Source organism: Coleofasciculus sp. A1-SPW-01, assembly GCF_040217205.1.
In the GTDB taxonomy this organism is placed as follows: Bacteria; Cyanobacteriota; Cyanobacteriia; order Cyanobacteriales; family Coleofasciculaceae; genus Coleofasciculus; species Coleofasciculus chthonoplastes_A.
The window spans coordinates 43,810-67,844 of record NZ_JAVJNP010000012.1; the positions used below are offsets into that span (position 1 = coordinate 43,810).

20 protein-coding genes are annotated in these 24,035 nt (G+C 46.8%); 12 read left to right on the forward strand and 8 right to left on the reverse strand.

Going from position 1 to position 24,035, the window contains the following annotated elements:
- The first annotated feature begins 18 nt into the window (after positions 1 to 18).
- From RH949_RS02280 to RH949_RS02310, 7 genes are all read left to right on the forward strand, one after another.
- Positions 19 to 207: a DUF4089 domain-containing protein gene (locus tag RH949_RS02280; RefSeq protein WP_446351785.1), complete on the forward strand. Its 189-nt coding sequence runs from the start codon at positions 19 to 21 to the stop codon at positions 205 to 207.
- Positions 204 to 1,577 carry an AtzE family amidohydrolase gene (locus RH949_RS02285; protein WP_446351786.1) on the forward strand — a complete coding sequence of 458 codons (1,374 nt, stop codon included), beginning with the start codon at positions 204 to 206 and terminating at the stop codon, positions 1,575 to 1,577. Before RH949_RS02280 ends, RH949_RS02285 begins: the two co-directional genes overlap by 4 nt.
- Before the next feature lie 24 nt (positions 1,578 to 1,601).
- The gene (locus RH949_RS02290; protein WP_446351797.1) at positions 1,602 to 2,165 is read left to right on the forward strand and encodes a 5-formyltetrahydrofolate cyclo-ligase; all 564 of its coding nucleotides are present in this window, start codon (positions 1,602 to 1,604) and stop codon (positions 2,163 to 2,165) included.
- A gap of 56 nt (positions 2,166 to 2,221) precedes the next feature.
- Positions 2,222 to 3,061 carry a carbohydrate ABC transporter permease gene (locus RH949_RS02295; protein WP_446351787.1) on the forward strand — a complete coding sequence of 280 codons (840 nt, stop codon included), beginning with the start codon at positions 2,222 to 2,224 and terminating at the stop codon, positions 3,059 to 3,061.
- 388 nt (positions 3,062 to 3,449) lie between these two features.
- Complete coding sequence (locus tag RH949_RS02300; protein ID WP_446351788.1) at positions 3,450 to 3,887, forward strand: DUF29 domain-containing protein; 438 nt, start codon at positions 3,450 to 3,452, stop codon at positions 3,885 to 3,887.
- A 159-nt stretch (positions 3,888 to 4,046) separates the two neighbouring features.
- Positions 4,047 to 4,220, forward strand: a complete 174-nt coding sequence (locus tag RH949_RS02305; protein ID WP_446351789.1) for a PEP-CTERM sorting domain-containing protein — start codon at positions 4,047 to 4,049, stop codon at positions 4,218 to 4,220.
- A gap of 144 nt (positions 4,221 to 4,364) precedes the next feature.
- Positions 4,365 to 5,936 (forward strand): NAD(P)H-quinone oxidoreductase subunit N, encoded by a 1,572-nt coding sequence (locus tag RH949_RS02310; protein ID WP_446351790.1) that lies wholly within the window; start codon positions 4,365 to 4,367, stop codon positions 5,934 to 5,936.
- Between the two features lie 151 nt (positions 5,937 to 6,087).
- On the opposite strand, the gene RH949_RS02315 is transcribed toward RH949_RS02310, so the two are convergent.
- The 6 genes from RH949_RS02315 to RH949_RS02340 all read right to left on the reverse strand — a co-directional run bounded on the left by RH949_RS02315 (position 6,088) and on the right by RH949_RS02340 (position 16,070).
- Positions 6,088 to 6,231, reverse strand: a complete 144-nt coding sequence (locus tag RH949_RS02315) for a hypothetical protein (protein WP_006101924.1) — start codon at positions 6,229 to 6,231, stop codon at positions 6,088 to 6,090.
- A 174-nt stretch (positions 6,232 to 6,405) separates the two neighbouring features.
- Positions 6,406 to 9,081: a ShlB/FhaC/HecB family hemolysin secretion/activation protein gene (locus tag RH949_RS02320; protein WP_446351791.1), complete on the reverse strand. Its 2,676-nt coding sequence runs from the start codon at positions 9,079 to 9,081 to the stop codon at positions 6,406 to 6,408.
- A 314-nt stretch (positions 9,082 to 9,395) separates the two neighbouring features.
- On the reverse strand, positions 9,396 to 12,050 hold the full coding sequence (locus tag RH949_RS02325; protein WP_446351792.1) for a glycoside hydrolase family 10 protein: 2,655 nt from the start codon (positions 12,048 to 12,050) through the stop codon (positions 9,396 to 9,398).
- A gap of 56 nt (positions 12,051 to 12,106) precedes the next feature.
- Positions 12,107 to 14,761: a DEAD/DEAH box helicase gene (locus tag RH949_RS02330; RefSeq protein WP_446351793.1), complete on the reverse strand. Its 2,655-nt coding sequence runs from the start codon at positions 14,759 to 14,761 to the stop codon at positions 12,107 to 12,109.
- Between the two features lie 142 nt (positions 14,762 to 14,903).
- Positions 14,904 to 15,197 carry a hypothetical protein gene (locus RH949_RS02335; RefSeq protein ID WP_446351794.1) on the reverse strand — a complete coding sequence of 98 codons (294 nt, stop codon included), beginning with the start codon at positions 15,195 to 15,197 and terminating at the stop codon, positions 14,904 to 14,906.
- Positions 15,198 to 15,626: 429 nt separating this feature from the next.
- Entirely contained in the window at positions 15,627 to 16,070 is a 444-nt protein-coding gene (locus RH949_RS02340; RefSeq protein WP_232231726.1) for an ATP-binding protein, read from the reverse strand.
- A gap of 216 nt (positions 16,071 to 16,286) precedes the next feature.
- On the opposite strand from RH949_RS02340, the gene RH949_RS02345 reads away from it, so the two are divergent.
- Positions 16,287 to 17,426: a PP2C family protein-serine/threonine phosphatase gene (locus RH949_RS02345; RefSeq protein WP_006102059.1), complete on the forward strand. Its 1,140-nt coding sequence runs from the start codon at positions 16,287 to 16,289 to the stop codon at positions 17,424 to 17,426.
- A gap of 503 nt (positions 17,427 to 17,929) precedes the next feature.
- On the opposite strand, the gene RH949_RS02350 is transcribed toward RH949_RS02345, so the two are convergent.
- Positions 17,930 to 18,256: an STAS domain-containing protein gene (locus tag RH949_RS02350; protein WP_006101943.1), complete on the reverse strand. Its 327-nt coding sequence runs from the start codon at positions 18,254 to 18,256 to the stop codon at positions 17,930 to 17,932.
- A 414-nt stretch (positions 18,257 to 18,670) separates the two neighbouring features.
- On the opposite strand from RH949_RS02350, the gene RH949_RS02355 reads away from it, so the two are divergent.
- On the forward strand, positions 18,671 to 19,771 hold the full coding sequence (locus RH949_RS02355) for a saccharopine dehydrogenase family protein (RefSeq protein ID WP_446351795.1): 1,101 nt from the start codon (positions 18,671 to 18,673) through the stop codon (positions 19,769 to 19,771).
- 347 nt (positions 19,772 to 20,118) lie between these two features.
- Positions 20,119 to 20,589, forward strand: coding sequence for a hypothetical protein (locus tag RH949_RS02360; RefSeq protein ID WP_006101888.1), 471 nt, complete (start codon positions 20,119 to 20,121; stop codon positions 20,587 to 20,589).
- Positions 20,590 to 21,045: 456 nt separating this feature from the next.
- On the opposite strand, the gene RH949_RS02365 is transcribed toward RH949_RS02360, so the two are convergent.
- On the reverse strand, positions 21,046 to 21,324 hold the full coding sequence (locus tag RH949_RS02365) for a GNAT family N-acetyltransferase (RefSeq protein WP_006102076.1): 279 nt from the start codon (positions 21,322 to 21,324) through the stop codon (positions 21,046 to 21,048).
- Between the two features lie 1,116 nt (positions 21,325 to 22,440).
- On the opposite strand from RH949_RS02365, the gene RH949_RS02370 reads away from it, so the two are divergent.
- Both RH949_RS02370 and RH949_RS02375 read left to right on the forward strand, forming a co-directional pair.
- A complete protein-coding gene (locus tag RH949_RS02370; protein ID WP_006101855.1) occupies positions 22,441 to 22,911 on the forward strand; it encodes a hypothetical protein in 471 nt (156 codons plus the stop codon).
- Positions 22,912 to 23,134: 223 nt separating this feature from the next.
- On the forward strand, positions 23,135 to 23,506 hold the full coding sequence (locus RH949_RS02375; RefSeq protein ID WP_006102107.1) for a roadblock/LC7 domain-containing protein: 372 nt from the start codon (positions 23,135 to 23,137) through the stop codon (positions 23,504 to 23,506).
- Positions 23,507 to 24,035: the final 529 nt, after the last annotated feature.

The following is a 24,035-nucleotide window of genomic DNA, read 5'->3' on the forward strand; positions in this document are numbered from 1 at the left end:
CTCAAAACAGATTAAGCGATGAATCAAGAAAGCTTTGATTTTGGTGAATATGTCGATCGCATGGCAGAATTGATTGATTTGCCGATTGACCCAGAATACCGTCCTGGTGTCGTTGATAACATTACTCGAATTGCCGCGATCGCACAATTGGTGAATGAGTTTCCGTTACCGGATAATATAGAAGCCGCACCAGTCTTTGAACCATGACTTTTAATTGGAGACAAGCCGACGCTGTGGGAATAGCTACGGCGGTTTATCAGGGTGAAGTAACCGCCAGTGCGATCGCGCGGGATTGTCTGGCGCAAATTGATGCCCGTAATCCTAGGTTAAATTGTTTTACCGCCGTTACCGCTGATACAGCAATAGCCGAGGCGGAACGGGTGGATCAGGCGATTAGCCGAGGAGAATTTCCCGGTGTCTTGGCGGGAGTTCCGTTTGCGGTGAAGAATTTATTTGATGTTGCGGGATTAACCACCCTAGCCGGATCAAAAATTAATGCCGAAAATCCCCCAGCTAACCACGATGCTACCGCCGTTACCCGACTTAAGCAAGCGGGGGCGGTGCTGGTGGGGGCGTTAAATATGGATGAATATGCTTATGGCTTTGTGACGGTTAATAGCCATTATGGGGCAACTCCGAACCCTCATGATCCGACTCGCGTTTCCGGTGGATCATCGGGGGGTTCCGCCGCTTCAGTCGCCACCGGATTAGTTCCCCTTACTTTGGGTTCCGATACTAATGGTTCAATCCGGGTTCCGGCTGCATTGTGCGGGATTTTTGGCTTAAAACCCACTTACGGGCGTTTATCCAGGGCGGGGGCGATTTTATTTTCCAGTAGTTTAGACCATATTGGTCCGTTTGCCCGGTCAATCCGGGATATTGCTACCGCGTTTGATATCCTTCAAGGAAGCGATGAACGTGATCCCGTCTGTACACAACGTCCTCCAGAACCTTGTTTACCGCAACTAGAAAAGGGAATTGAAGGATTACGGATTGCGGTAGCGGGGGAGTATTTTACTCAAGGCGCTACCCCAGAAGCCTTAGATGCTGTCGCCAAAGTCGCCCAAGCGCTGAATGTCACTGCTACCGTTAGGATACCGGAAGCACATCGGGCAAGAGCGGCGGCTTATATTATTACGGCTACAGAAGGCGCTAACTTACATTTTGCCAACTTGCGATCGCGTCCACAAGATTTTGACCCCGCCACGCGCGATCGGTTTTTAGCAGGGGCTTTAATTCCCGCCTCCTGGTACATTCAGGCGCAACGGTTTCGCCAATGGTATCGCCAAAGGGTGCAGGAACTTTTTCAGACAGTAGATATTATTCTCGCACCAACTACCCCTTGTGTCGCCCCCCGCATCGATCAAGACACAATGGTAATTGGGGGAGAAGAGATATTAGTGCGCCCGAATTTGGGACTGTTTACCCAACCGTTATCGTTTATTGGATTACCTGTTTTATCGGTTCCGGTTAAGTCGTCTAATTCTCTACCCTTAGGTGTGCAAATTATTGCCGCTCCTGATCATGAAGCCATGATATTGCGCGTCGCTGCTGTATTGGAGGGGAAAGAATTATAATTGGCTACTGACATTTCCTCAAAAATGACCAAGAAAGAATTACGGCGGCGACTGCTGAAACAGCGACAAGCCATGACAAAGGAAGACTGGCGAGAAAAGAGCGATCGCGTATGTACCCAGCTTCAGTCTTCATCCCTATTCACTCAGGCAAAAACGATCCTGGCTTATTTTAGTTTTCGCCAAGAACCCGATCTTCATCCCCTGTTTACCGATACCCAACACTCTTGGGGATTCCCTCGGTGTGTCGGCAAATCTCTCCTCTGGCATAGCTGGAAGTGCGGAGAAGCCCTACAAACCGGGGCTTATGGTATTTTTGAACCCCATGCCAATTCCCCTACCTTAGAGCCTGATGACGTGGATTTAATCTTAGTGCCAGCGGTAGCGTGCGATCGCCAAGGCTATCGTTTAGGCTATGGGGGCGGATTTTACGATCGCTTGCTGAGTTCGGCGGAATGGATATCGAAGCCTACCATAGGAATTATCTTTGATTTTGCGTTCTTGCCTCAACTCCCTATCGATGAGTGGGATCAACCCTTAAATGGAATTTGCACAGAAACGGGAATAAAGATTTTTGGTAGGCTGCGTTAGCAAAGCGTAACGCACCAACTTGAAGATTCATTGTCCTCCCCCTACTGAAAAATACGATGAGTAAAACGCTGGGAAAGCAGATTTGGCAAAGGTTGTGGACGTATATCCTATTGAGTGCGATCGCGTTGGTGATGCTGTTTCCCCTCTTCTGGTTAATTAGCACATCATTGAAGTCATCCACCGAGAATATTTGGTCCTTTCCACCTCAACTGTTCCCTAGTCAACCGACAATTGAGAACTATATCGAAGTCTGGCAAACCAATCCCTTTGGTCAATATATTTGGAATAGCTGTATTGTTGCCATTCTCACGGTTACCTTCAATCTTCTCTTTTGTTCCCTCGCGGCTTATCCCTTAGCCAGACTAAATTTTCGGGGACGCGATATCATTTTCGCGATTATCGTTTCTACGATTATGATTCCCTTCCAAATCGTGATGATTCCCCTCTACATTTTGATGGTGCAGCTTGGCTTACGAAATAGTTATTTAGGCATTATTTTTCCCAGTTTAGCTTCAGCCTTTGGCATTTTCTTATTACGCCAAGCCTTTCAAGGCGTTCCTAAAGAACTCGAAGAAGCTGCCCGTATTGATGGCTGTTCGGAGTTAGGATTGTGGTGGCATATCATGATTCCCGCCGTTCGTCCGGCGTTAGTTACGTTGGCTATTTTTGTCTTTATTGGCTCATGGAGTGACTTTCTCTGGCCCCTAATTGTTCTGGATCGACCAGAATATTACACCTTACCGTTAGGCGTGGCTAGATTAGCCGGAACCTTTTCCCTAGATTGGCGTTTAATTGCCGCCGGCTCAGTGATTTCTATTGCCCCAGTTTTACTATTTTTTATCCTAATGCAACGGTATATCGTACCCAATGATAGTGGGAGTGGTGTTAAGGGGTAGATTGTTTTGTCGGGGCGGGTTTTACAGATATAGCAATTTCCGGTTTGATGCGATACATCGTTAAGGGCGCAAGCTTTGCGCCCCTACATTGCCCCTACACTTAGGTGTACCTCACACGCGGGGAAAGCGCTATAACTTATAAGCTGTTCGGCATTTAAACCTTAATATCAATAATGGCGCAATCCTTGTAGTGCGTTAAGCGAAGCCATGCCGCAGGCTTTGCATCTTGCTCGCTACTAATACCCAATTTAAATGCATTACAGCTTAGCATACGCTGATAACTCAACTAAATCTGCCCCTGTACGGGTAAGAGTTTAGGGAATCAAGCAATGTTTTTGCGGATTAATATATCATAAATTAACAGGCAATCAATCAGGCAAGATAAGCCATGACTTCAATATCCTACGAAAATGACTTTTATGCTTGGACGCAAGAACAAGCAAACCTACTAAGAACTGGAAAAATTCATCAAATAGATTGGCAAAATATTGCTGAAGAAATAGAAGACATGGGACGTAGTGAAAAGCGACAACTCGAAAGTCGGTTAGAAATATTGGTTATGCATTTACTCAAATGGCAATTTCAACCTAATCTGCGCTCTCGTAGTTGGCAATTAACCATTAAAGAGCAACGTCTTCGCTTAGAGAAGCTATTCCAAGAAAACCCCAGTCTCAAATCCAGTCTCGATAATGCCCTCGAAAAAATCTACCCCCTCGCTACTCTTAGCGCCGAAAAAGAAACTGGATTATCCTCATTTCCAGAAACTTGTCCTTATACCCTAGCTGAGATCTTATCCCCCGAATTTTTACCCGAACAGGGTTCGTAGTAGGCACGAAGCGAATTTGGACTTCTAGACATCGATGAAAGCAACAATGTTACGATCACAACTTATGCTGATGCGGCGGGAACTCAGCAAGTCCAGCAATTTTCAGTTCAGGGTGCAGGTAACAACGAAACTCAAAGCGTAACTGGTTTCAATAACACCTTGGTTCAGCGCTTAGATGTATTTCTCCCTGGCAGTGGTGCCGTTGATAATATTGCTTATGAACCCGTACCCGAACCTCTGACTATTTTGGGTTCAGCGACAGCCCTCGGCATTGGCGGATTGCTGAAGCGACAGCATTCTAGAGGGCGCAAAAATTCCAAGCAAAAGGATTAACCGACATCTGATTCGGATTCCTTTGGCTGTGGCGTTCAATCTTGGTTGGGTAGAGACGTTGCATGCAACGTCTCTACAATCAGTGCCAATCACCGATATGATAAGAACGTTACTCTCTGGATACGACCCTAAGCATAGACCATAATGGATTTTGCTACTATTGTTGCCCAGCTTAACGCTGGACTGATTCTGCCAGAGGGAATCGTCGTGATTACCCTGTTACTGGTTTTAGGAATTGATCTGATTGCGGGTAAACGTTCTGCTAATACCCTGCCTTACATCGCCATTGGCGGACTACTGGTTTCCATAGTCGCCCTGTACTATCGCTGGGATGTTGCCCAACCTCTAGCTTTTTTTGGCGGGTTTAATGGGGATGCCATGAGTATCGCCTTTCGCGGTATCATCGCTTTATCGACGGCGGTAACGATTTTGCTGTCGATTCGCTATGTGCAGCAGTCGGGTACCTCGTTAGCTGAGTTTATCGGCATTTTACTTACCGCTACCTTGGGGGCGATGTGTCTCAGTGGTGCGAATGAACTGGTTACCATCTTTATTTCCCTAGAAACGCTGAGTATCTCGTCGTACCTGTTGACGGGATACATGAAGCGTGATCCCCGTTCCAATGAAGCGGCGCTGAAATACCTGCTGATTGGCGCGTCGAGTTCTGGGGTTTTTCTCTATGGCGTGTCGTTGCTGTACGGCTTGTCTGGCGGCGAAACCACCTTAAATGGAATCGCCACCGGGATTGCTAGTTTAGAATCGACCCCATCCTTGGGTATTTTAATCGCTTTGGTGTTTGCGATCGCGGGAATTGCCTTTAAAATTTCTGCGGTTCCTTTCCACCAGTGGACTCCTGACGTATACGAAGGTTCTCCAACTCCCGTTGTCGCCTTCTTATCTGTCGGTTCTAAAGCCGCCGGCTTCGCCCTCGCCATTCGCTTACTGGTAACCGCGTTTCCCCTGGTTAGCGAACAATGGCACTTTGTCTTCACCGCCCTGGCTATCTTAAGTTTGGTATTAGGGAATGTGGTAGCCCTTACCCAAACCAGCATGAAACGCCTACTTGCCTATTCATCCATTGCCCAAGCTGGCTTTGTCATGATTGGTTTAATCGCGGGAACCGATGCAGGCTACGCCAGTATGATTTTCTATCTGCTGGTTTATTTGTTCATGAACCTAGGTGGTTTTGCTTGTGTGATTCTGTTTACCCTGCGAACCGGCACGGATCAAATCAGCGAATATGCGGGATTATATCAGAAAGATCCCCTGCTGACATTTGGATTAAGTATTTGTTTACTGTCTTTAGGCGGAATTCCACCTTTAGCGGGATTCTTCGGTAAAATTTACCTGTTTTGGGCAGGTTGGCAAGCCGGATTGTATGGCTTAGTTTTGCTCGGTCTAATCGCCACTGTGGTTTCCATTTACTACTACATCCGCGTCCTCAAAATGATGGTGGTTAAAGAACCCCAAGAAATGTCCGACGCGGTGAAAAATTATCCGGAAATCCGCTGGAATTTACCCGGAATGCGTCCCTTACAGGTGGGTTTAGTTCTTTCTGTCGTCGTTACTTCTCTGGCGGGAATTTTGTCGAATCCCCTATTTACTCTTGCCAATAATTCAGTGACAAATACGTCCATGCTGCACTCTTCGGTGATCCAAGTTCAATCTCACACCCAACCGATTGCATCAATTGATGCGAATTTATCGCCAGATTGATCAATCTGATCCCCGACTTTTTCAAGACGTCGGGGATCTGGTGAATTATCCCTTTAAAAATAAATACCTCGTATTCTTGAGGCATTCGACAGTATTCACAACGGCAATTGGCACGTTGTCTGACGAACTCACGCAGGCTGTTATCCATAGATCAATTGCTAGAAGGTTGTAGCGATTGTCGGGCTTTGGCATGGAGGAGATTCAAAAAATTACCAACTCGTAGATATTTTTCCATGTCCTGGCGTTCGGTTTCGCTAAGCAACCCGCGATTGTTCTTCTCAGCCAGCTCATTCATTCGAGTGATGTCTTCAGCTTCAAACCGTAGATTAAGAGTACGATTCTATTTTTTGAACACATTGCAGGATAATCGCACCTGTAACCTAAGTAGGTGGGGACAATTAAAGTTAACGGTTGAGATTAGGGAACAGGGAACTACTTGCGTTGACATGCACCCTCTTGTACCGCCAACTTAGAAATTGTAATTCACACTAAAATAAAAGCCATCATCCTGAGCATTTTCCCCGCGATCATCTAAATCAACTAAGGGTAACCCATAATCCAGCCGCAGGTTTAAATTGGGTAAAGGTTCCCATAATATCCCTAAACCCAACCCAGCAATAAATGTCTGGTCTACTAATTCATTCGGATTTGTCCCTCGATTCCAAACATAACCGACATCGAAAAACGGCGCTAAAACAAAAGTTGCAATACCCGATTCATCCCGTTCTAAGGTCATCCGATCTTCTACAGAAATGCGAAATCCATTGTCTCCCGCCCGGATATTTTGCCGATATCCTCGTACCGATTGACCGCCACCAATGACAAATTGTTGGGCGGGTAATAAACTATCAAAGGCTAACTGGAGATCCGCTTGAATAATTAAAAAGTTATCCGGATTGATAATTTGTACCCGTTGGATTTGAGCTAACCAACTAACAAACTGACCATCGGGATGATCTTCATTAACGTCTGAATTTTCTGTCGCATCAAATAAACCTGTTCCAAAACTAAATAGGGAACGGAATGCCCACGCCCCAGAGGTTTGACGTAGGGTGTACTCTTGCCCAAACTTAATGACACTGGTGCGACTGATACCCTCTTCATCGGGTCCAATTCCAAAGGGTGTTGGTCCAAACACGGTAAATGTTTGACCATCTTGATGGGTAAATCCTAAAGATAACGCCAATTCTCGACGCGGTGTGCGGATTAAGGGTTGGCGATAGTTAATTTCATACAGATCAGACTCACCTTGAATCCCGAACTCTCGCAATTCATCTTGAATCACTTCATTTTCATTAAACGATGCTCGCAGTTGCACCGTACCATTCATCGCATTGATTGGCGCACGATAATTAAAATCCCAGGTATAGGCACCACCAGCCGTTGTCCGGTTGTATTGTGCCGAAATTTCATCCCCAATCCCGGTTAGATTGAGATAACTGGCATTCGTCTTGAAACGTTCAGCCCCCACACTGGGAGGGGAATAGTTATCAATACCGACACTTCCTTCAAAAGGATCGGCTTCAGTAATCCGCACCACGAGAATACTTTGCCCTAGTCCAGTTCCCGCCCTCAAAGAGGCTTCCACATTTTCAAATAACGGATTAACTCGTAACAAGCGCAATTGGTCTTCTAACGCACCTGTATTCAGGGGTGTATCCGCCCCCAATCGAACACGCGATCGCACGTAACTGGGGTTCAGCCGTCTGGTTCCTTCCACCTGGATGGCTTCCAGACTCCCTTCAATCACCCGAATTTCCACCACATCGGTATCCAGAGTTTCTTCGACCAAAACTGCCCTAGAGGTAATGTAGCCTTGTTCCAGATACAGTTGAGAAATCGTATCCGCTACACTTCTAAGTTCTTCCAGAGTGACAGTATTTCCTTCAATGGGTTCAATAATCGGATTAAATTCAGCCTCCCCAAAAATCGTACTCCCGGTGACATTAATCTGTTGGACTTGAATCTGCCTCTCTTCCGGCGAGGTGTCATCATTCTGTTTGGTGTTCGCCGCAATCAAACGAATGTCATGGCTACTGGCAACGATTGGCGACTGATTCTGGTTTGGGGAGGATAAAGATTGCTCAACGACGTTAATCCTGGGAGTGGAGTTAGGTTCCTCTACTTTAATGGATGAGTGTTGTGGGCGTTGCCGAGGGTTAACCGTTTCTGGTGGAGTTGCTGGCAATTGTTCCACCTTCCCGATTACAGACTGAATTGGGGAAACCCGCAGACTCCCGGCTTGCCGATTTTCCGGTTGGAGACGGGCAGGGTGAATCTGAGACGGGGCTAAACTTGCCGCCTGTCGATTTGCCGCTGTTAAGCGACTGGGATGGATTTGAGTTTCCCGAACAGGGCGGTCATCTGGCGTTGATTCAGAATGACGTGAAGAGTGACTCTCTAAGTTACTCGTATCCAGAACCTGTATCCTGGTTTCCTCGACATTCCCAGGTTTTGACTCTACCTCTGGGGAATCGGGAGTGAGAGAATTATCCAAAAGACTAGATACTTGATGGTTGTCCCGATTACTGGAGACAGGCTTAATCACCAGTCTTTGGGGATGGCTATGGTAAGTTACATTTGCCATCCCACCCTGAAAATGAGCCAACTGGTGACGGAACGGAGAACCATTAACCGTTTGAAAGACAGTGGGATCAGGCTGGGTAGGATTGAGGATATCTCCGGGTACAACAATGGGATCAAAGAGAATCGCCCGTAGCCTATCTGCATGTAAAACAATACTTGAGTGTTCTAAACGGGGAGACCTATGTATGCCAGAATCATGAAGCGTTGCGATCGGCAAACGGGCAGGTTGGAGCGGTTGGGGTTTGACCGCTTGGGGTTTGAGATTCGTGGGCTTTCGGGATGTTGATGTAGACGGTGTTGGTTTAACCTTCAACGACTGAGGCTTAGTCGCCGCAGAGGGAGTCGGTTTTAGGCGTGAAGCGGGAGACTTGACCGATTTACCCTTAACCCTGCCCATCTCGGAGGTTTCTTGACTCAGGACTTGACCACCCATGACCCCCTTTGAGGTTGGGTCAGTCAACTTCGACGGTGTTTCACCAAAAGCAATGGTTGCCATACCAATTCCCGTCAGAACTGAAAGCAAACCCACAAAAACATTAAGCTGTAAATAGCACTTCATCAAGGTAAAAACTCGACTGTAAACGAGCAAGTACTGCGTGAACCATCAACCTATTGTTGGGAGTATCCCCTAACCCCTTACCGTTATCTCAACTAAGATGTCCTTTGGGCAAACAACTTGATCGGGAATCTTACCAAGATTTGATGTCGGGTAACAATCAAATCTGTGTCGCCAGTTGAGACTGATAGGGTAGACAACTATTCTGAATGCTAATTCTTGCTAGACCCATGGGGAGCGCCTTAGCTGCCCAAAATAGTTTACCTTACACAAACTACCATGCTCTCAAGTCAAATGTCGGCAATTAGTTTCAGTTATTAACGTTTAATCGCATCTGGCGAATTTTCCGGTAAAGTGGTTCGTTCACCATAGTTCAATAGCCGTTCAATGGTTGCCAGCCGATTCTCCCACACCTGAACTTGATAAGGGTGGCGCATCCCTTGCTGTTGCATCCATTGGGGGAATTGAGATCGGAACGCGGCGAGGGCGGCTTGGGCGGTTTGAATAAGCTGTGGTGAGGGTTCCATAGCCAGTTGCTTGAGCACCTGATTTAGCTTTTCTGTTTGAGCCACCCATTCAGTAAAGGCGTCTTGATCAATGGTGAGTTGCTCATTCGTGACCAAAAAGTTCCATTCCCGTTGCAGCGCCACAAATCGATCCATGGCGACTTGGAATGGCTTACGGTAAGGAATTGGCTCGGTTGAGGTAGATTCCGGTTGACCTTGAGTCTGTTGGAAAATACGATGTAAATTCTCGTTAAGATTCTCAACCGCAAACACAGCATACCCGTTGGCAGGTAAATCCCGCAGCAGTTGGATTTGGTCAACTGCCACAACATCGGGTAAATTCAACAAACGAATCCCTGGAATCAGCAACGCTTGGTTGAGTGTCGATTCCGTGAGTAACGGTTGAGTGAGACTGTGCAACCCTTCGGTATCCAACGCATAAGTCATTGGTACAACCAGATCAATATATCCCTGCTTTGCCCATTCTTCCCAGTTTTGCTGCAACCGTTGCTGACGTTCCGCTGGGGGAAGGGGAAATACGGCAGCGGATAGAATCAAATCAGGACGTTGCGACAACAGACGCGCTGATACCGAGGCGACAAAGCTGTCCACTTGGCGGATACGAAACTCTGTCCATTGCTGCCATAATGTGCGATCGCGAGGATACACCTCAATCGGATCAACCCCGGTTCGTTCCTTAAATTGCTGACGCGCCGCCACCCCATACCCATAGGTTTGATTCACTCGCGGATCTTGAAACGGATAGCGAATATAATCCAGTTGAATCCCATCCACGTCATAGCGGGTGGCAATCTCCTCCAGCAGCGCCATTAAATACTCCCGCACTTCCGGGTTCGCGGGATCAAAAAATGCCTTTCTGGTATTCGGAGCAAACAAGCGTCCTTGCTTATCAAAAATCGCCCAATCGGGATGCGCCGCTAAAACCGGACCCGGATAATCAAGGGGCTGATTTAACAGCGCATTGTGACGCTGATTCGCCGCCGCAAAAATCCACACCCAAGCATGTAACTCCATCCCCCGTTCATGCGCCAACTCCACGGCGGCTTCTAAAGGGTCCCAGCCGCGAACCAGAGGGTTTTGTTCAGGAGCCACCTGACTCGGGTAAATTGGATAACTGGCATTCACGGTTTCAAAGAACACGGTATTAAATCCCGCCTTTGCCAGATTATCGAAGAGTTTAACTAAGTCCTGTTTACGCTTTGCCTTGACAATTGTTCCCCGATCTAACCAAATTGCCCGAATTTCTGGTTGGGCAAGTTGACGCTCCATCGGATAATTATCCCAGAGTAGCCGTCGGGCATTAATCCACTGTTGTCGCGCTGCCGTATAGTCCTGTTGCTCAACCGCACCCAGAAAATTTTCTAAGCCAATTCTCGCTTGCGCCAACGCCGAAACCGTGGTTCGATTTGGATGGGAATGCCGTTGATTTCCATGTTCCGATTCCTTGGCACTCATCCCCGCGAAGGACTCAACGCTCTCCTGAGTGAGCAAACCAACCTCACTGTTATGAGCATCAGCCCTTAATAATGTACTTTCCACCCGACCAATTAAGTTTTCCAACTCCCGACTCATCGCCGTCACCTGATTAGGCGTAAGAGTCCCCCAAGTATTAGCTGGAGTTTGAGCAGGAAGCACCAAGCGATCGCCTTCGCTGGGAACAGGAGTTGGATGAGGTGGGCTGAGGTTAGCTTGGCGTTGTTGATCCCGGCTGATTGGGGATACCGGAGTCGCCGCACAATTGGGTGGGGATGAATTCGGCATCCTTCCCGGCGTTAGCGTAACATTATAACGACTCAGCGCCGCTCGCAGCCAAACCACATCCATCTGGGCGGCGTCTTCCCCATCCACTCCCCAGCGCCAGCCGAAAAAAATCGATTGATCTGTCGTTACCACAGCCGGGGGACTTTCCGGTTGATTCCATACAGCCGCCGTTTGAGCCTCCAAACTGGCGGGAATCACCACACCCCCTTGCACCTCTCCCACTAATCCCGCATTGGGTATCCAGCTTGGGGAAGAAATCGATAATCGTTTCAATCGAGACGGCTGACTCAGACCAAATCCCCAGTAGGCACCTAAGAGCGATCGCAAACGATTCCGCACCTCAGGTTGGGATGCAATACCCACAGAACCACTGACAATGACCCGTCCGCCTTGACGCATCCACTCTTGTAGAGTCGCCAGGTGTTCGGGTTCTAGGCGTTCAATATTCGGTAAAAATAGGAGTTGGGTATTGCCTAGATCAGAACGTTGATTAACCTGGCTCAAGTCAACCACGCAGTAATCCACACCCGTTGACTGCAAGCGATCGGTAATATCTGACCAATCGGCTTGATTATCCGGACTTTTTACCACCCCTAAGTTGACCGTTTGAGCTAACGCCCTGGGTAATCCTAGCAGGGTATTGATTGTTGTCGCGATCGCAATGCCAATCACCCATTTTTTCATAAGCTATCTTGGAAGGGGTTTGGGAACCTTGAAGGGGTTTGGGAACCAAACCCCTACTAACCCAATTCATTAACCGGGAAGCGATCCAATAATTGAATCGCTCGAATAGCATTCCGTTTTAAGCCATCCGATAGGAATGGTACATGAGGAATTTGAGATAGAAAATCGACCGTGCGGCGCAACAATCGCACAATATCCCCTTCATCTAAACTGGTATCCTCACAAAGCTGTGTCCATTCCACACCCAATGCCCATTGCTCAACTAACCCAATTAAATCCCGTTCTAACCAAATCGGCAGAGCCACCTGATAACGACGTTGGACTTGAAACAACTGACGGCGATTTTGTCTTAAACTATCTAATGCTTCCAGTACAGGTTCTGAGGGGGGATAATTTGTCCAGCTATCCGGACGCGGGGTTTCCGTAACCAAAGCGCAGGCGCAGGCGGCTAAGTGGTGCGGATCTAACTGATCAAACGCACTAGACATCAACGCTAACCCCAACCACAGTTCGTTATCCCCGCGAATCGCTGCGGCTGCTTGCCCCAATGATGTCGGCTTGACATCTTCCAGACAACCAAATGTCCTTAAAATTTCGATCAGGTTGAGAAATTCTTGCCAGTGCATCGCTTGGTTTTCCCGGTAAAGGGTTTGACGATTGTTGATTTCCTCTTGTAGGGCTAAACGGCGTTTATGGCGCTTGATTAATTGAGACGGATTCCCCCATTGTCGCACCAGATGATCTTCGAGTTGGGCTTTTACCGCATCCATTCGATGCTGCTGCGCCTCAACTTCAGGTGCGACCATGGGTTCTATATCGGTGGGAATTTGAGCTGCGATCGCTTCCGTGTCTGGTGTACCCCGTCTAGTTTGACCGGGCTTGAGTGTGAGTTCAGCGGGTGGGTTCAGCACCGTTAAATCAATCATCTCTAACCACCCATGCACCCCAACCAAATCGGCGGTTGTGGCTATATACCAGCGATTATCGGCACTTAAGCAGACTAAATAGGGGGATTGTCCCCGCCCTTTTTCCTTCGCGACTAATATCGCCGGAATCGGTTCCGGAACTGGAATATACTTGCCCTTGAGTGAAAGTAGCGTACCCAAGGGCGCTTCGGGGATAATTTGGGCAATTTCCGCCACTTGTGCGGCTTGGGCTTGCCGTTGTAGGGTTTTGAGTAATCGCCGTTCTTCTTTGAGCCGTTCCTTGAGTTTTTCGTATCGCCCTAGGGCGTTTAAGTCAACGGGTGCTAGTTGAATATCTAATTTTGCCAGTTCTGTGGTTAACTCCGTAATCGCTTGTTGCTGGGGTTGGAGGTACAGTGTCGCCAGGTATTGTGCAAAACTGCGTTCCACCAACTCCTTGGCTTCCGGAAGGGTGTGGGTTTGGAGTAAGTTCAGCACCATCCCGTAGTTGGGCGTAAACTGGCTGACTAAGGGGTCAGCCTGACTGGTGGCGAGATACGCCGCTTCCTTTGCTCCTTCAAACGGCGTCTGTACTGTGACCACATAACCCGTGGCATCCATCCCCCGGCGTCCGGCTCGACCTGCCATTTGCAGAAATTCCGATGCTGTCAGCAGTCGGTGTCCGCGATCGGTTCGTTTTGAGAGGGTAGAAATTACGGTGGTGCGAGCGGGCATATTAATTCCCGCCGCTAGAGTTTCAGTGGCAAACACCACCTTAACCAGCCCTAATTGGAACAACTCTTCCACAAACCCCTTCCAAGCCGGTAAAATCCCCGCATGATGGGCAGCAATGCCGCGATACAGGGGGGCTACTTGCCCCGCCCGACCCGCTTCTGGATTCCGACGTAAAAATTCGTCAATGCGCTTTTTCAATTCAGCCGCTTCTTTGGCATTAACCAGAGACAACTCTCCCAACTCCTCCACCGAGCGATCGCAACCGCGACGAGAGAAAATAAAATAAATCGCGGGTAACATATCCCGTTGCTGGAGTTGCGCCAGCACAAAGGCATTACTGGGGCTTTCTGGGCGTCCCCCCCGTCCTCTCCCTTTGTTGCGTTTCGGTTTGAGACGAGGATTTAACTTTGTTTGGTTAGAGTCCAGCAGGGGAAAAATGCCCTTCGGGTTGGCAAAGCTGAATTGTAAGGGAACCGGTCGAAAGTCGGAATAAATTCGCTCGGTTGCGCCATGAACTAAGTTCAACCAGTCCGTTAGTTGATCGGAATTCGCCACCGTAGCGGATAGGGCAACAAGCTGAACTTCTGGAGGACAATAAATAATCGACTCCTCCCAAACCGTACCCCGTTGTCGGTCATTCATATAATGGCACTCATCCAAGACCACCGCTTCCACCCCTTCTAGGGACGTACCAATTTCCCCAATGCGTGTGCCGTAAAGCATATTGCGGAAGATTTCCGTGGTCATCACCAAGATTGGCGCGTCCCGATTAATGGAAACATCCCCCGTAACCAGACCCACATTGTCCGCACCAAACGTAGCGCGAAAATCTCGCAGCTTCTGGTTGGAGAGGGCTTTCAAGGGAGTGGTATAAAAAACTCGCCCTCCTCTTGACAAAGCGCGGTAAATAGCATACTCGCCAATCAACGTCTTCCCAGAACCTGTGGGGGCGCAGACAACAACCGAGTGATTCGCATTCAGCGCCGCGATCGCTTGGAGCTGAAATTGATCCAGAGGAAACGGAAACAGATTTTTGGGGTCAAGTTCTATCTTCGGGGTCGAAACGTTCACACTCGCTCTTTCCAATAGGTGACGACAGCGGGACGGGACGAAAAACACTGTACCCCACAGGGTTCAGTGTGCAGTAGTTCTATTTTGACATCCTCGTGAATGGATTCCCCATATCCGCATACCAATACTGCTCTGAATAGCACTAAGTAGGTGGATTTTCATTAAAGTTAACGGTTGAGATTAGGGAACAGGGAACAGGGAATAGTAAAGAATGTCCTTTCCCTGCCAAGGTAGCTGCTATAGCTGCTATAACTTCTAAATCGAATTTTTTCTGCCCCAGCTTCCCCATCTCCCTCATCTCCCTCATCTCCCCAGCTTCCCCATCTCCCTCATCTCCCTCATCTCCCCAAGCCCCTGCCCATCCTACTCCCAATTTTAGGGTTTGTCCTGATTTGCACGCTGTCGATTGGAAAAAAGGCTGTAGCAACTTGGACACGGAGATCTACAAGCGATGTGCAACAACATGAGGAAGTTTTTACCAGCATCCTACTTTAGGGGAGAACGTGAAAGCGTAGTCATTTTATCCAATCAATCAGCCAAGCGTCTTACGTTTGATGCTAAGGGCAACGATGACAATCGCGGCAGCGGTCGCTAAATGGTGATTCACCAGGTAAGCCGCTGAATTAAGCTTGAGCATCAAGCTAGATTTAACCCAGTTTGATTAAGTTATTCGGAGCAGATAGAGCAATTGAAGGTAAAGCCTAAACAGTAACCCAGCTTGAGAAGCTGGGTTTTCGCTTATCAGAAAGCCGATCAATTTTTTCCCGGTCTCTTTGCCCCAGACGTAGACGACCACGTCTGAAATATGCACCCTGCACCTGGTATCCCCGTTCCCCTGCTTCCCGACACCGGGCTGCCGGGATTTTTAATAAAATTTAACAATCGTCAAACAGTTGCGGTTATCATCCATGCGTGTATAACTGAGCTTATCGGCAATTTTTTGCATGATAGCCAATCCTCGCCCTCCTTCCGCCTGATCAGCAGGCAAGGACGACGGAGTTCGGAGCCGCCGTTCAAAATCAAAAGGCGCTCCACTGTCCCAGACCCGTATCTCTAGGCGTTGGGGCGATTGCCCCAGAATTACCTCAACCTCAATGGAAACACTGGGCGGCAGGTCTTTGTGGGCATATTTCACCGCGTTAGTGTATCCTTCCGCAAGCGCTAGTTTGCACTGTAACCAGACTTTTGTTTCGATTGAGGAGGGGTGAAGCTCCCCAAACCAGGATAAAACCTGGTCTAACGCATTCAGGTCGGAAGGAAATTGCTTGCTAAATGTTTGAAGCTCTCTCAACTGTTCAAAGCCTTTCACATCAACGACATCAAAGCCAGAATTAAAATGAACAGATACTCCCTGTGAAAAAATCCAGTCTACCCTAGATTTATCCCTTGCTCTACCATTTATTCACTGACCTTGCGATCTTTATCACTTTCTCATGAAAGTACCCATAGCTTCATCGAGTCTTCCTTCTTGTTGTAAGCGCGTGCATCTGCAATCTCCTTGAGTGACTTGTATTATCTCGATGCCATGACCCAAATTCTAATTATTGATGACGACCCTGCCATTCAAATACTGCTGAAACGGACGCTTCATAACCAAGGTTATGACGTCACCATCGCTAGTAACGGCGAAGAGGGTCTTGAACTTGTGCAGCAGTTGCGTCCGGCGTTGGTCATTTGTGATTGGATTATGCCAAGGATGAACGGACTAGAAGTCTGTCGTCAAATTAAGGCAACCCCAGCACTATCAACCACTATGTTCATTTTGCTGACATCTCTCGGTTCCGTTGGCGATCGCGTCAAGGGACTGGATGCTGGGGCAGATGACTTTATCTGTAAGCCAATCGAAATCGCTGAGTTGCAGGCGCGAGTACGTTCCGGCTTGAGATTACATGAACTAAGCCGCGATTTGCAGCACCAAAAACAGTTGCTAGAAATGGAACTCGCAGAAGCGGCGGAGTACGTCCGTTCTATTCTGCCAGACCAGATGACTGAACCGCCTGTGACTATTGACTCTCGATTCATTCCCTCTCGGCAATTAGGAGGTGATGGCTTCGATTACTACTGGTTAGATTCAGAACACCTGGCAATTTATCTATTAGATACGGCTGGGCATGGCTTGAGAGCCGCCTTACCAACGCTTTCGGTGTTAAATCTATTGAGATCACGCACCCTGCCGAATATTGACTATTACCAACCCAGCGACGTTCTGCGAGGATTAAACCAGACCTTTCAAATGACAGCACGCAACGATAAATACTTTACCATCTGGTATGGAGTCTATAATCGGACAAAGCGTCAACTTGTTTATGCCAGTGCTGGACATCCACCGGCGGTCTTATTCTCGGGTAAGCCATCCTCTAGTCGGGAGGTCAATCTCTTGAAGACAACGGGACTGCCTGTGGGTATGCTGCTTGAGGCTGAGTATGTTGATGATAGCTGCGACGTCAGCGAATCCAGTTCCCTTTACATTTTCAGCGATGGGATTTACGAGATTCACCAACCTGATGGTAATATCTGGGGACTTGACTCATTCGTCAAACTTCTGGGTGAGTGTAGAATAGATAGCTCGTGTAATCTAAACTCGATCTTAGAGGGCGTTGACATATTAAACCCCAAAGACTTTTTCGATGATGATTTGTCTTTGCTAGAAATTAACTTTGACTAGATAGGCTCCCCGACTTCCTAAGCTGGCGAAGGAACGGCTGACGTCGGGGTTTCCCGCTCTCAATTTGGGTTGACCCCCATTCAGCGACCACCCCTAAAAAGGTGGCGTGGTGAGGAATCCCTGTGCGTTCACGCCAGGGAGGATGTCAATCTCCCCTTTAAGTTATAGCAACCGCCATGGCTGTTAGGACACATCATTTATGTAGAGACGCGCCATGGCGCGTCTCTACAATGGTGCCTCAACAAAACCTTGATATACCGTAGGGTGCAGCATACCAGTCAGCGCCATTCGTATTAAGTTTTGTAAATACCCCTCAAACCTTTACACAAACGGATTGGGTATCAGCCATAGAACCCCATATTTGCATAGAAGAATTTCCCGCCAAGGATTTGCATTCCTGGCGGGTTGTTACTAAAAGGTGATCAGTTACTTAGGAGCTTAACACTTTCCCTTCCGCACGGGGATTCTTACTGGGTTTCGCCAAATTGGGCTAACCCAGAGAATTATGCACTAGAAGAGACAGCCTCCTCAAACGCTTCTCGTGTGGGAAAGATTTCAAACACCCGATCCATGCTTGTCAGTTCAAATAACATTTTGATCTGTTCGTTGACTGAGCAAACAAAGAGCTTTCCCCCAGCAGCACGAACGGTCTTAAGGGCAAGAACCAGCGCCCCTAAGCCCGAACTATCCATAAAGGTAACGTCTTGAAAATCAATCAATACGATGTCGGCATTCGATTGCACAAGGTCGCTAATCTCTTGACGAAATTGACCGGCTTTTGTGCCATCTAAGATACCAGAGGGTTGAACAACTTTAACCACAGGACTCATATACTACTTATGACTGCCGATTACAGAAATATCCAGACCTTGCCAGTATAGCCGCGACAATTCAAATCAGCCAAACTTTTGGACTGAGAAGAGGTGTCGTTTTTAGGCAGTTTTTATCCTCTGGAGAGATTATAGAGATATCTCTCGGGAGTAACTTCATTCTGTTTTCCTTGGATCAGCTATCTGCATTGGTCAGGGATGGAATGTATCTCAACTTGGGCGGAGATACGTCACTCCTTACCGAGTCCAGCCGTATCCATCCGGATTTTTTCGGTAAGCACATTTACTATAACTTATCAACAGACCATATTTTGACGTTTGAATGGATAACTTTGGACTCCCAGGTAGCGGCAACCTTGATCTCAGGGGTAAAGGACTTGGTAAGCTTCAGTAAGGATATTACTAAATTGGGCAATGACAGACCGAGTTTTGATTCTGGGAGGACGAGGACGTATCGGCAGCAATGTTATGCAAGATCTGATTGCCCATACCCAAGCACAAATTACGATTACAGGGCGTCACCGGACATCGGAGACAGCATTTTCGCCGCAGGTGCAGTTTCTCACTCTAGATTTAGCCGATCGCGATGGGTTGAGGGATGCGATCGCGTCTCATAATCTGGTTATCCATTGTGCGGGTCCTTTTCTCTATCGAGACGCCTCGGTTCTCGAAACTTGCATTGAGATGGGCGTAAATTATCTGGATGTGAGTGATAATCGCGCCTTTATCCACAAAGCCTTCCCCTATCACGAAGCAGCAGCGGCGGCGGGTGTCACGGCGATTATCAATACCGGGGTTTTTCCGGGAATCTCCAATAGCATGGTGCGTCAGGCGGTTGAACAATTGGATCAGCCGGAAACCATTCACCTGAGTTATGGTGTAGCCGGTTCCGGTGGGGCTGGCGTCACCGTGATGCGAACCACGTTTCTGGGGTTAACAGAACCCTTTGAGGCGTGGATTAATAACCAGTGGCGTCAGGTAAAACCCTATAGCGATCGCGAAACGGTTCATTTCCCCCAACCTTATGGCAAAGTCGGCGTCTACTGGTTCGATATACCTGAAACTGTTACCCTTGTCAACTCCTTCCCCGTGAAAACGGTGATCACCAAGTTTGGCTCAATTCCCGATATTTATAACCACCTCACCTGGATCACCGCCCATCTGTTTCCCGCCGATTGGTTAAGGAAACCCGAAAATATCGAGTATTTGTCCCAACTCAGCTACCGCATGACCCAATTTAGCGATCGCATCAGTGGGATTGGAATTGCCATTCGCGCCCAAGTCACAGGTTACCAGGCTGGCAAACCTGTCACTGTTATCTCAACCTTGGTGCATGAAAATACGGCAGCAGCGGCTGGTGCAGGTACAGGCAGCATTGCCCAGTTTATACTAGCAGGTCAACTCAGTAAACCGGGTATTTGGTCAGTTGAACAAGCGCTGACAACGGAATTATTTGAACAAGCGATGCAACGCCGAAATATCCAAATTTATTCGCAAACGACCCCACTGACCTAAAACTTGAACGTTATTTGTTAGAGTTGATATATTTTTGGAAACTTGCGGGGAAACGAATTATTCAATTTGTATTATTTTGCACCTAACAATATTTCGTTTTATTTTTTTGATTGATAGAACCAGAAAATGTTGGGCTTTTTCCGGAGTTTTAAGCTAAGCTTAGTATGGTTTAAAAGTATTACAGATGTAAAAATGAGTGTAAACTCTTGAGAGTTTCTTGATGTTTAGGCTTGGTTGTTAATCATACCTAAACATCAAGAAACTTATCGACTTACTTCTGTATAACTAAACACCTAGATAAATGAAGAACACATCTCATTAATCTATCCTAAAAGTAAGGAGCAAATATGTTAGAAATAAAACGCGATAAACTAGGACAACTCAGCAGCATTGAATCCTTCCGAGCGATTGTGGAAGGCATGACAGACGCTTTAGGAGACAAGGCTACAGCCGTAGCACTGACCTCTGCGGGTCGGAAGCACGGTAAGGAAGTTGCTGCAAAGTTGGGCTTCAACGGTTCCGAACAAAACTTAGATGATGCCGCCAAACAAATCACGGAACTTTTGGGAGAAAAAGGTTCTCGTCTTTGTATCATTGATCGCATTGTTCGGGACGGTGATTCCATCAAAGTCTATGCCTTAGAAACCCTCTGTGCGATCGGTGGAACCGAGGAAAGTCCTCCCAAGTGTACCTTTACACTCGGTTTAGTCTGGGGAGTCTTAGGTGAACTACTCCAATCGAAACTGAAGGCAAGTCAAACGGAATCAGTACTCCGGGGTGACAGTTACGATTTGTTTGAGTTTACTGTACTCACCTAATGTGTAAAAAGAGCGGCTTTTTATTTTTTTAAATGATAATTTAAAAGAAAAAAGCCGCCGTTAGTAGAGACGTAGCATACTACGCCTCTACATTATTTATTGGTATGTAGAAGCGGAAAAAGATAAGGTTTTTTACCAAATTGTAGGGGCGCACCGATGTGCATTGGTGTCAACTTAAGCTCAACCCCTCTCCCACGCCGGGGAGAGGGGAGTAAGAGAATCTGGTTCCTCTTCTCCCCAGGGTGGGAGAAGGGGTTAGGGGATGAGGGGGGAATTTTTGAGCAGTAAATAGACATAGCTGAAAACCTTACCAGCATTGGTTTTCGACCTTAAGTTGACACGGATGACCGATGTGTGCACCTAAAACCCGCAAAATCTATTCCCCAATTTTACACGCCACTATAGAAAACCCTCTTGCTACTGGCGTAAGATCTCAGTATGACCCGAATGCAACGGTTAAAACGTTAAAAGCATTCTGTCTCTGTTTAAGACAAATCCTTTCTTTTTGTACCAATCTACGATAAAAGGAGTCTTAGTTTTGATCGGAGTTAGACGTATTCCTTTAACGCCTTGGCATTTAAGTTGAGCGATGGCTTCGTTTAAAAGCTGATTTCCGAATCCTTTACCTCGACAGTTAGGCTTAACTTCGATGAGATTAATGACACCAAACCCATCGGGAGCGATGCTAAACACGATTTCCCCGACAATCTCGTTTTGGACGATTAATTCAAACATAATTCACCTTACCGCTGAATCGCGGCGTTGTATTAACCTGAGTTCGATGCCAAAGGCTGATAACGTAATGAGGTGGGATACAGGTTACAGGGTTTTCCGAAAAATGAACACCTGTAGCGACGCTGAACTCAGAGGTCTTGGCTAAATTCAAGTGCGCTGCACTAGCTAGTTTTTCTACAAATCCTGGGCTGTATTGCTGAAGACACTCAAAATTCTTAGGATTGTCTCAGTTTTTGCCCTGATGGTTGATTTACTCTAATCAACAGATTTTAATGAGTCTTAGGACTATTCTTTTTTGAATAGATTCTCCTTAGCAAATCTGAAAAATGGTGTCAAGTTTTCGAGGCTAAATTCCATGATTCAGAGAAAAATAGAGAGTTGTTTTATCCTTTTCAACACATGTCTATATTATAGCTTACTTATTAGCTTATATGGGTTGAGTCCGTGTCAAGACTTGCCAAATGTATTGCATGTAATACAATTGAACAGAGAGAGAATTTCAGTAGAGCGAAACGTTTTAGATAAGAAGTACACAGGGACGGACTCAAGAGCAGTGGTGTCAAGTTAATGAAAGCCATGTTCCAGACCTGTCATTGTGCTATGGCTAGCAGGGGGTGCATACTCAAGTTGCCAATTCATCATTCTTAGTGCAAGCATCTTGACCACTTTTTCTTAGGGACTTGCAGGTTAATAATGTATCCACTAAGTTTCACTGGATTGTTGATACAGCTTTCTTCACGGGGACTCTATCTATTTTTACGCAAATATGAGTATCTAGATTTTTATATTTATTTTATATTTTGAAGTAAAATTCTTTTCAAAATGAATTTTTTAAAAAAATAGGGGGCCATGCTAATTGTAAATAACAGAACTATCAATGTCTAGATGGGCAAAAAAAACATATAAGTTTCCGGATTGCATCAATTCAATCGGTATAGTATTCATAGAAACAGCAGGGTAATATGTCTAAAACCAGCTAAATATCTATATTCAAGAATTTATTATTTAAGAAATTCTTGAATTAATGGTAATTCAACTGGCTATAATTTCCTTGCTAAATACCTTATTGGTTGATGAAGTGTTCCAACTCTATGTTGTCAAAAATAAGGAGTCAACGTGTTAGAACTCAAACGAGATAAATTAGGACAATTCAGCAGTATTGAATCCTTCCGGGCGCTGGTTGAAGGGATGAGCGATGCCTTAGGTGAAAAAGCGACAGCCGTTGCTCTGACGGCGGCTGGTCGTAAGCATGGGCAAGAACTAGCGGGAAAGTTAGGGTTCAAAGGGACGACCCAAAACTTGGAAGATGCAACCAAGCAAATCGCCGAAGTTTTGGGTGAAGAGGGCGCTCGTTTATGCATCATTGACAAGATCACCCAAGAGGGCGACACTGTCAAGGTTTACACCAAAGAAACCCTCTGCGCGATCGGCGGAACTGATGAAGAACCTCCTAAATGTACTTTTACCCTCGGTTTAGTTTGGGGCGTTTTAACCGAACTGCTTCAGCAAAAAATAAAGGGTTCACAAACACAATCAGTCCTTCGAGGTGACTCTTACGACCTGTTCGAGTTTATTACTGTTGAGTAATTCGACAAAAAGCAGCTAATGAGGATTGCTCTGCTATCACACTCGGCAAATCTTCTCTTAGCCGCCATTTCATTTGCTCATCGTGAGCTGACTGGGTAGCCTTACCGTTTGGGCTAAAACCCAGAAGTAGGTAGCTATAACATCGAACCAGTCAGCCATGCTTGTCCTAGTTACATGAACTTAACTTCATTGTCCTCTATTAACGTTAAGGAGAAACACAAAAATGGGAATCAATACTCAGAAACTGAGTCACCTGGTTCAGAATTTTGTCTCAACGACAACTGACGTGCTAGGTGCTGCAATTGTCACGCCGGATGGTTTACCCCTGGCGTCTAGCTTGCCCGGATCAGTGGCTGAAGAGCGTATCTCAGCAATGTCCGCCACCATGCTGTCTCTGGGTGAACGGATTTCCAAAGAACTCTTGGGAGGTCAAACCAGTCGCATTTTAGTCGAAGGTGATGACGGCTACAGCATTATGACCGATTGCGGTCCAGAAGCCGTATTCATCGTTTTGGCTGGGAAAGATGCCAAACAAGGCGCTCTCTACTTAGATATAGGTCGAACTGTTACCCAGATTAAAGTCAGTTTGGGCTAGTTCGGTAAGTCTCTTACCCACACCCTGACTTTTTCCAGGATACTGCTGGTCAATTAACTGGGGCGTCAGACCCCTCCCTCGCCCTCCCCTACAAGGGGAGGGAAGAGGAATATATTCTTTCTTTGGAGGGGCTTTCAGGCTTCCCCTTCTGTGCAAAAAAAGCGAAGTGTCCTTAAATTATGATCACAAATAATAAAAATATACATAAGCGAAACTGTATATCTGGAGACAAGACTAGAGATAACCACAATACTAATTTGAGCTAACGCTCCGGACTTATCTGCTAACTCACGAAAAAAGGTAATGTCAGGAACGTTATGTCATTTGTCCTTTGTCATTGGCAAAGGTTTGAGGCAGATTTAGTTTTTGTAGCCATGTTAAGCTGTTCGGCATTTAAACCTTAATATTAGTAATGGCGAAAGCCTTGTAGTGCGTTTAGCGAAGCCATGCCGCAGGCTTTAGCGAAGCCATGCCGCAGGCTTTGCATCTTGCTCGCTACTAATACCCAATTTAAATGCATGACAGCTTA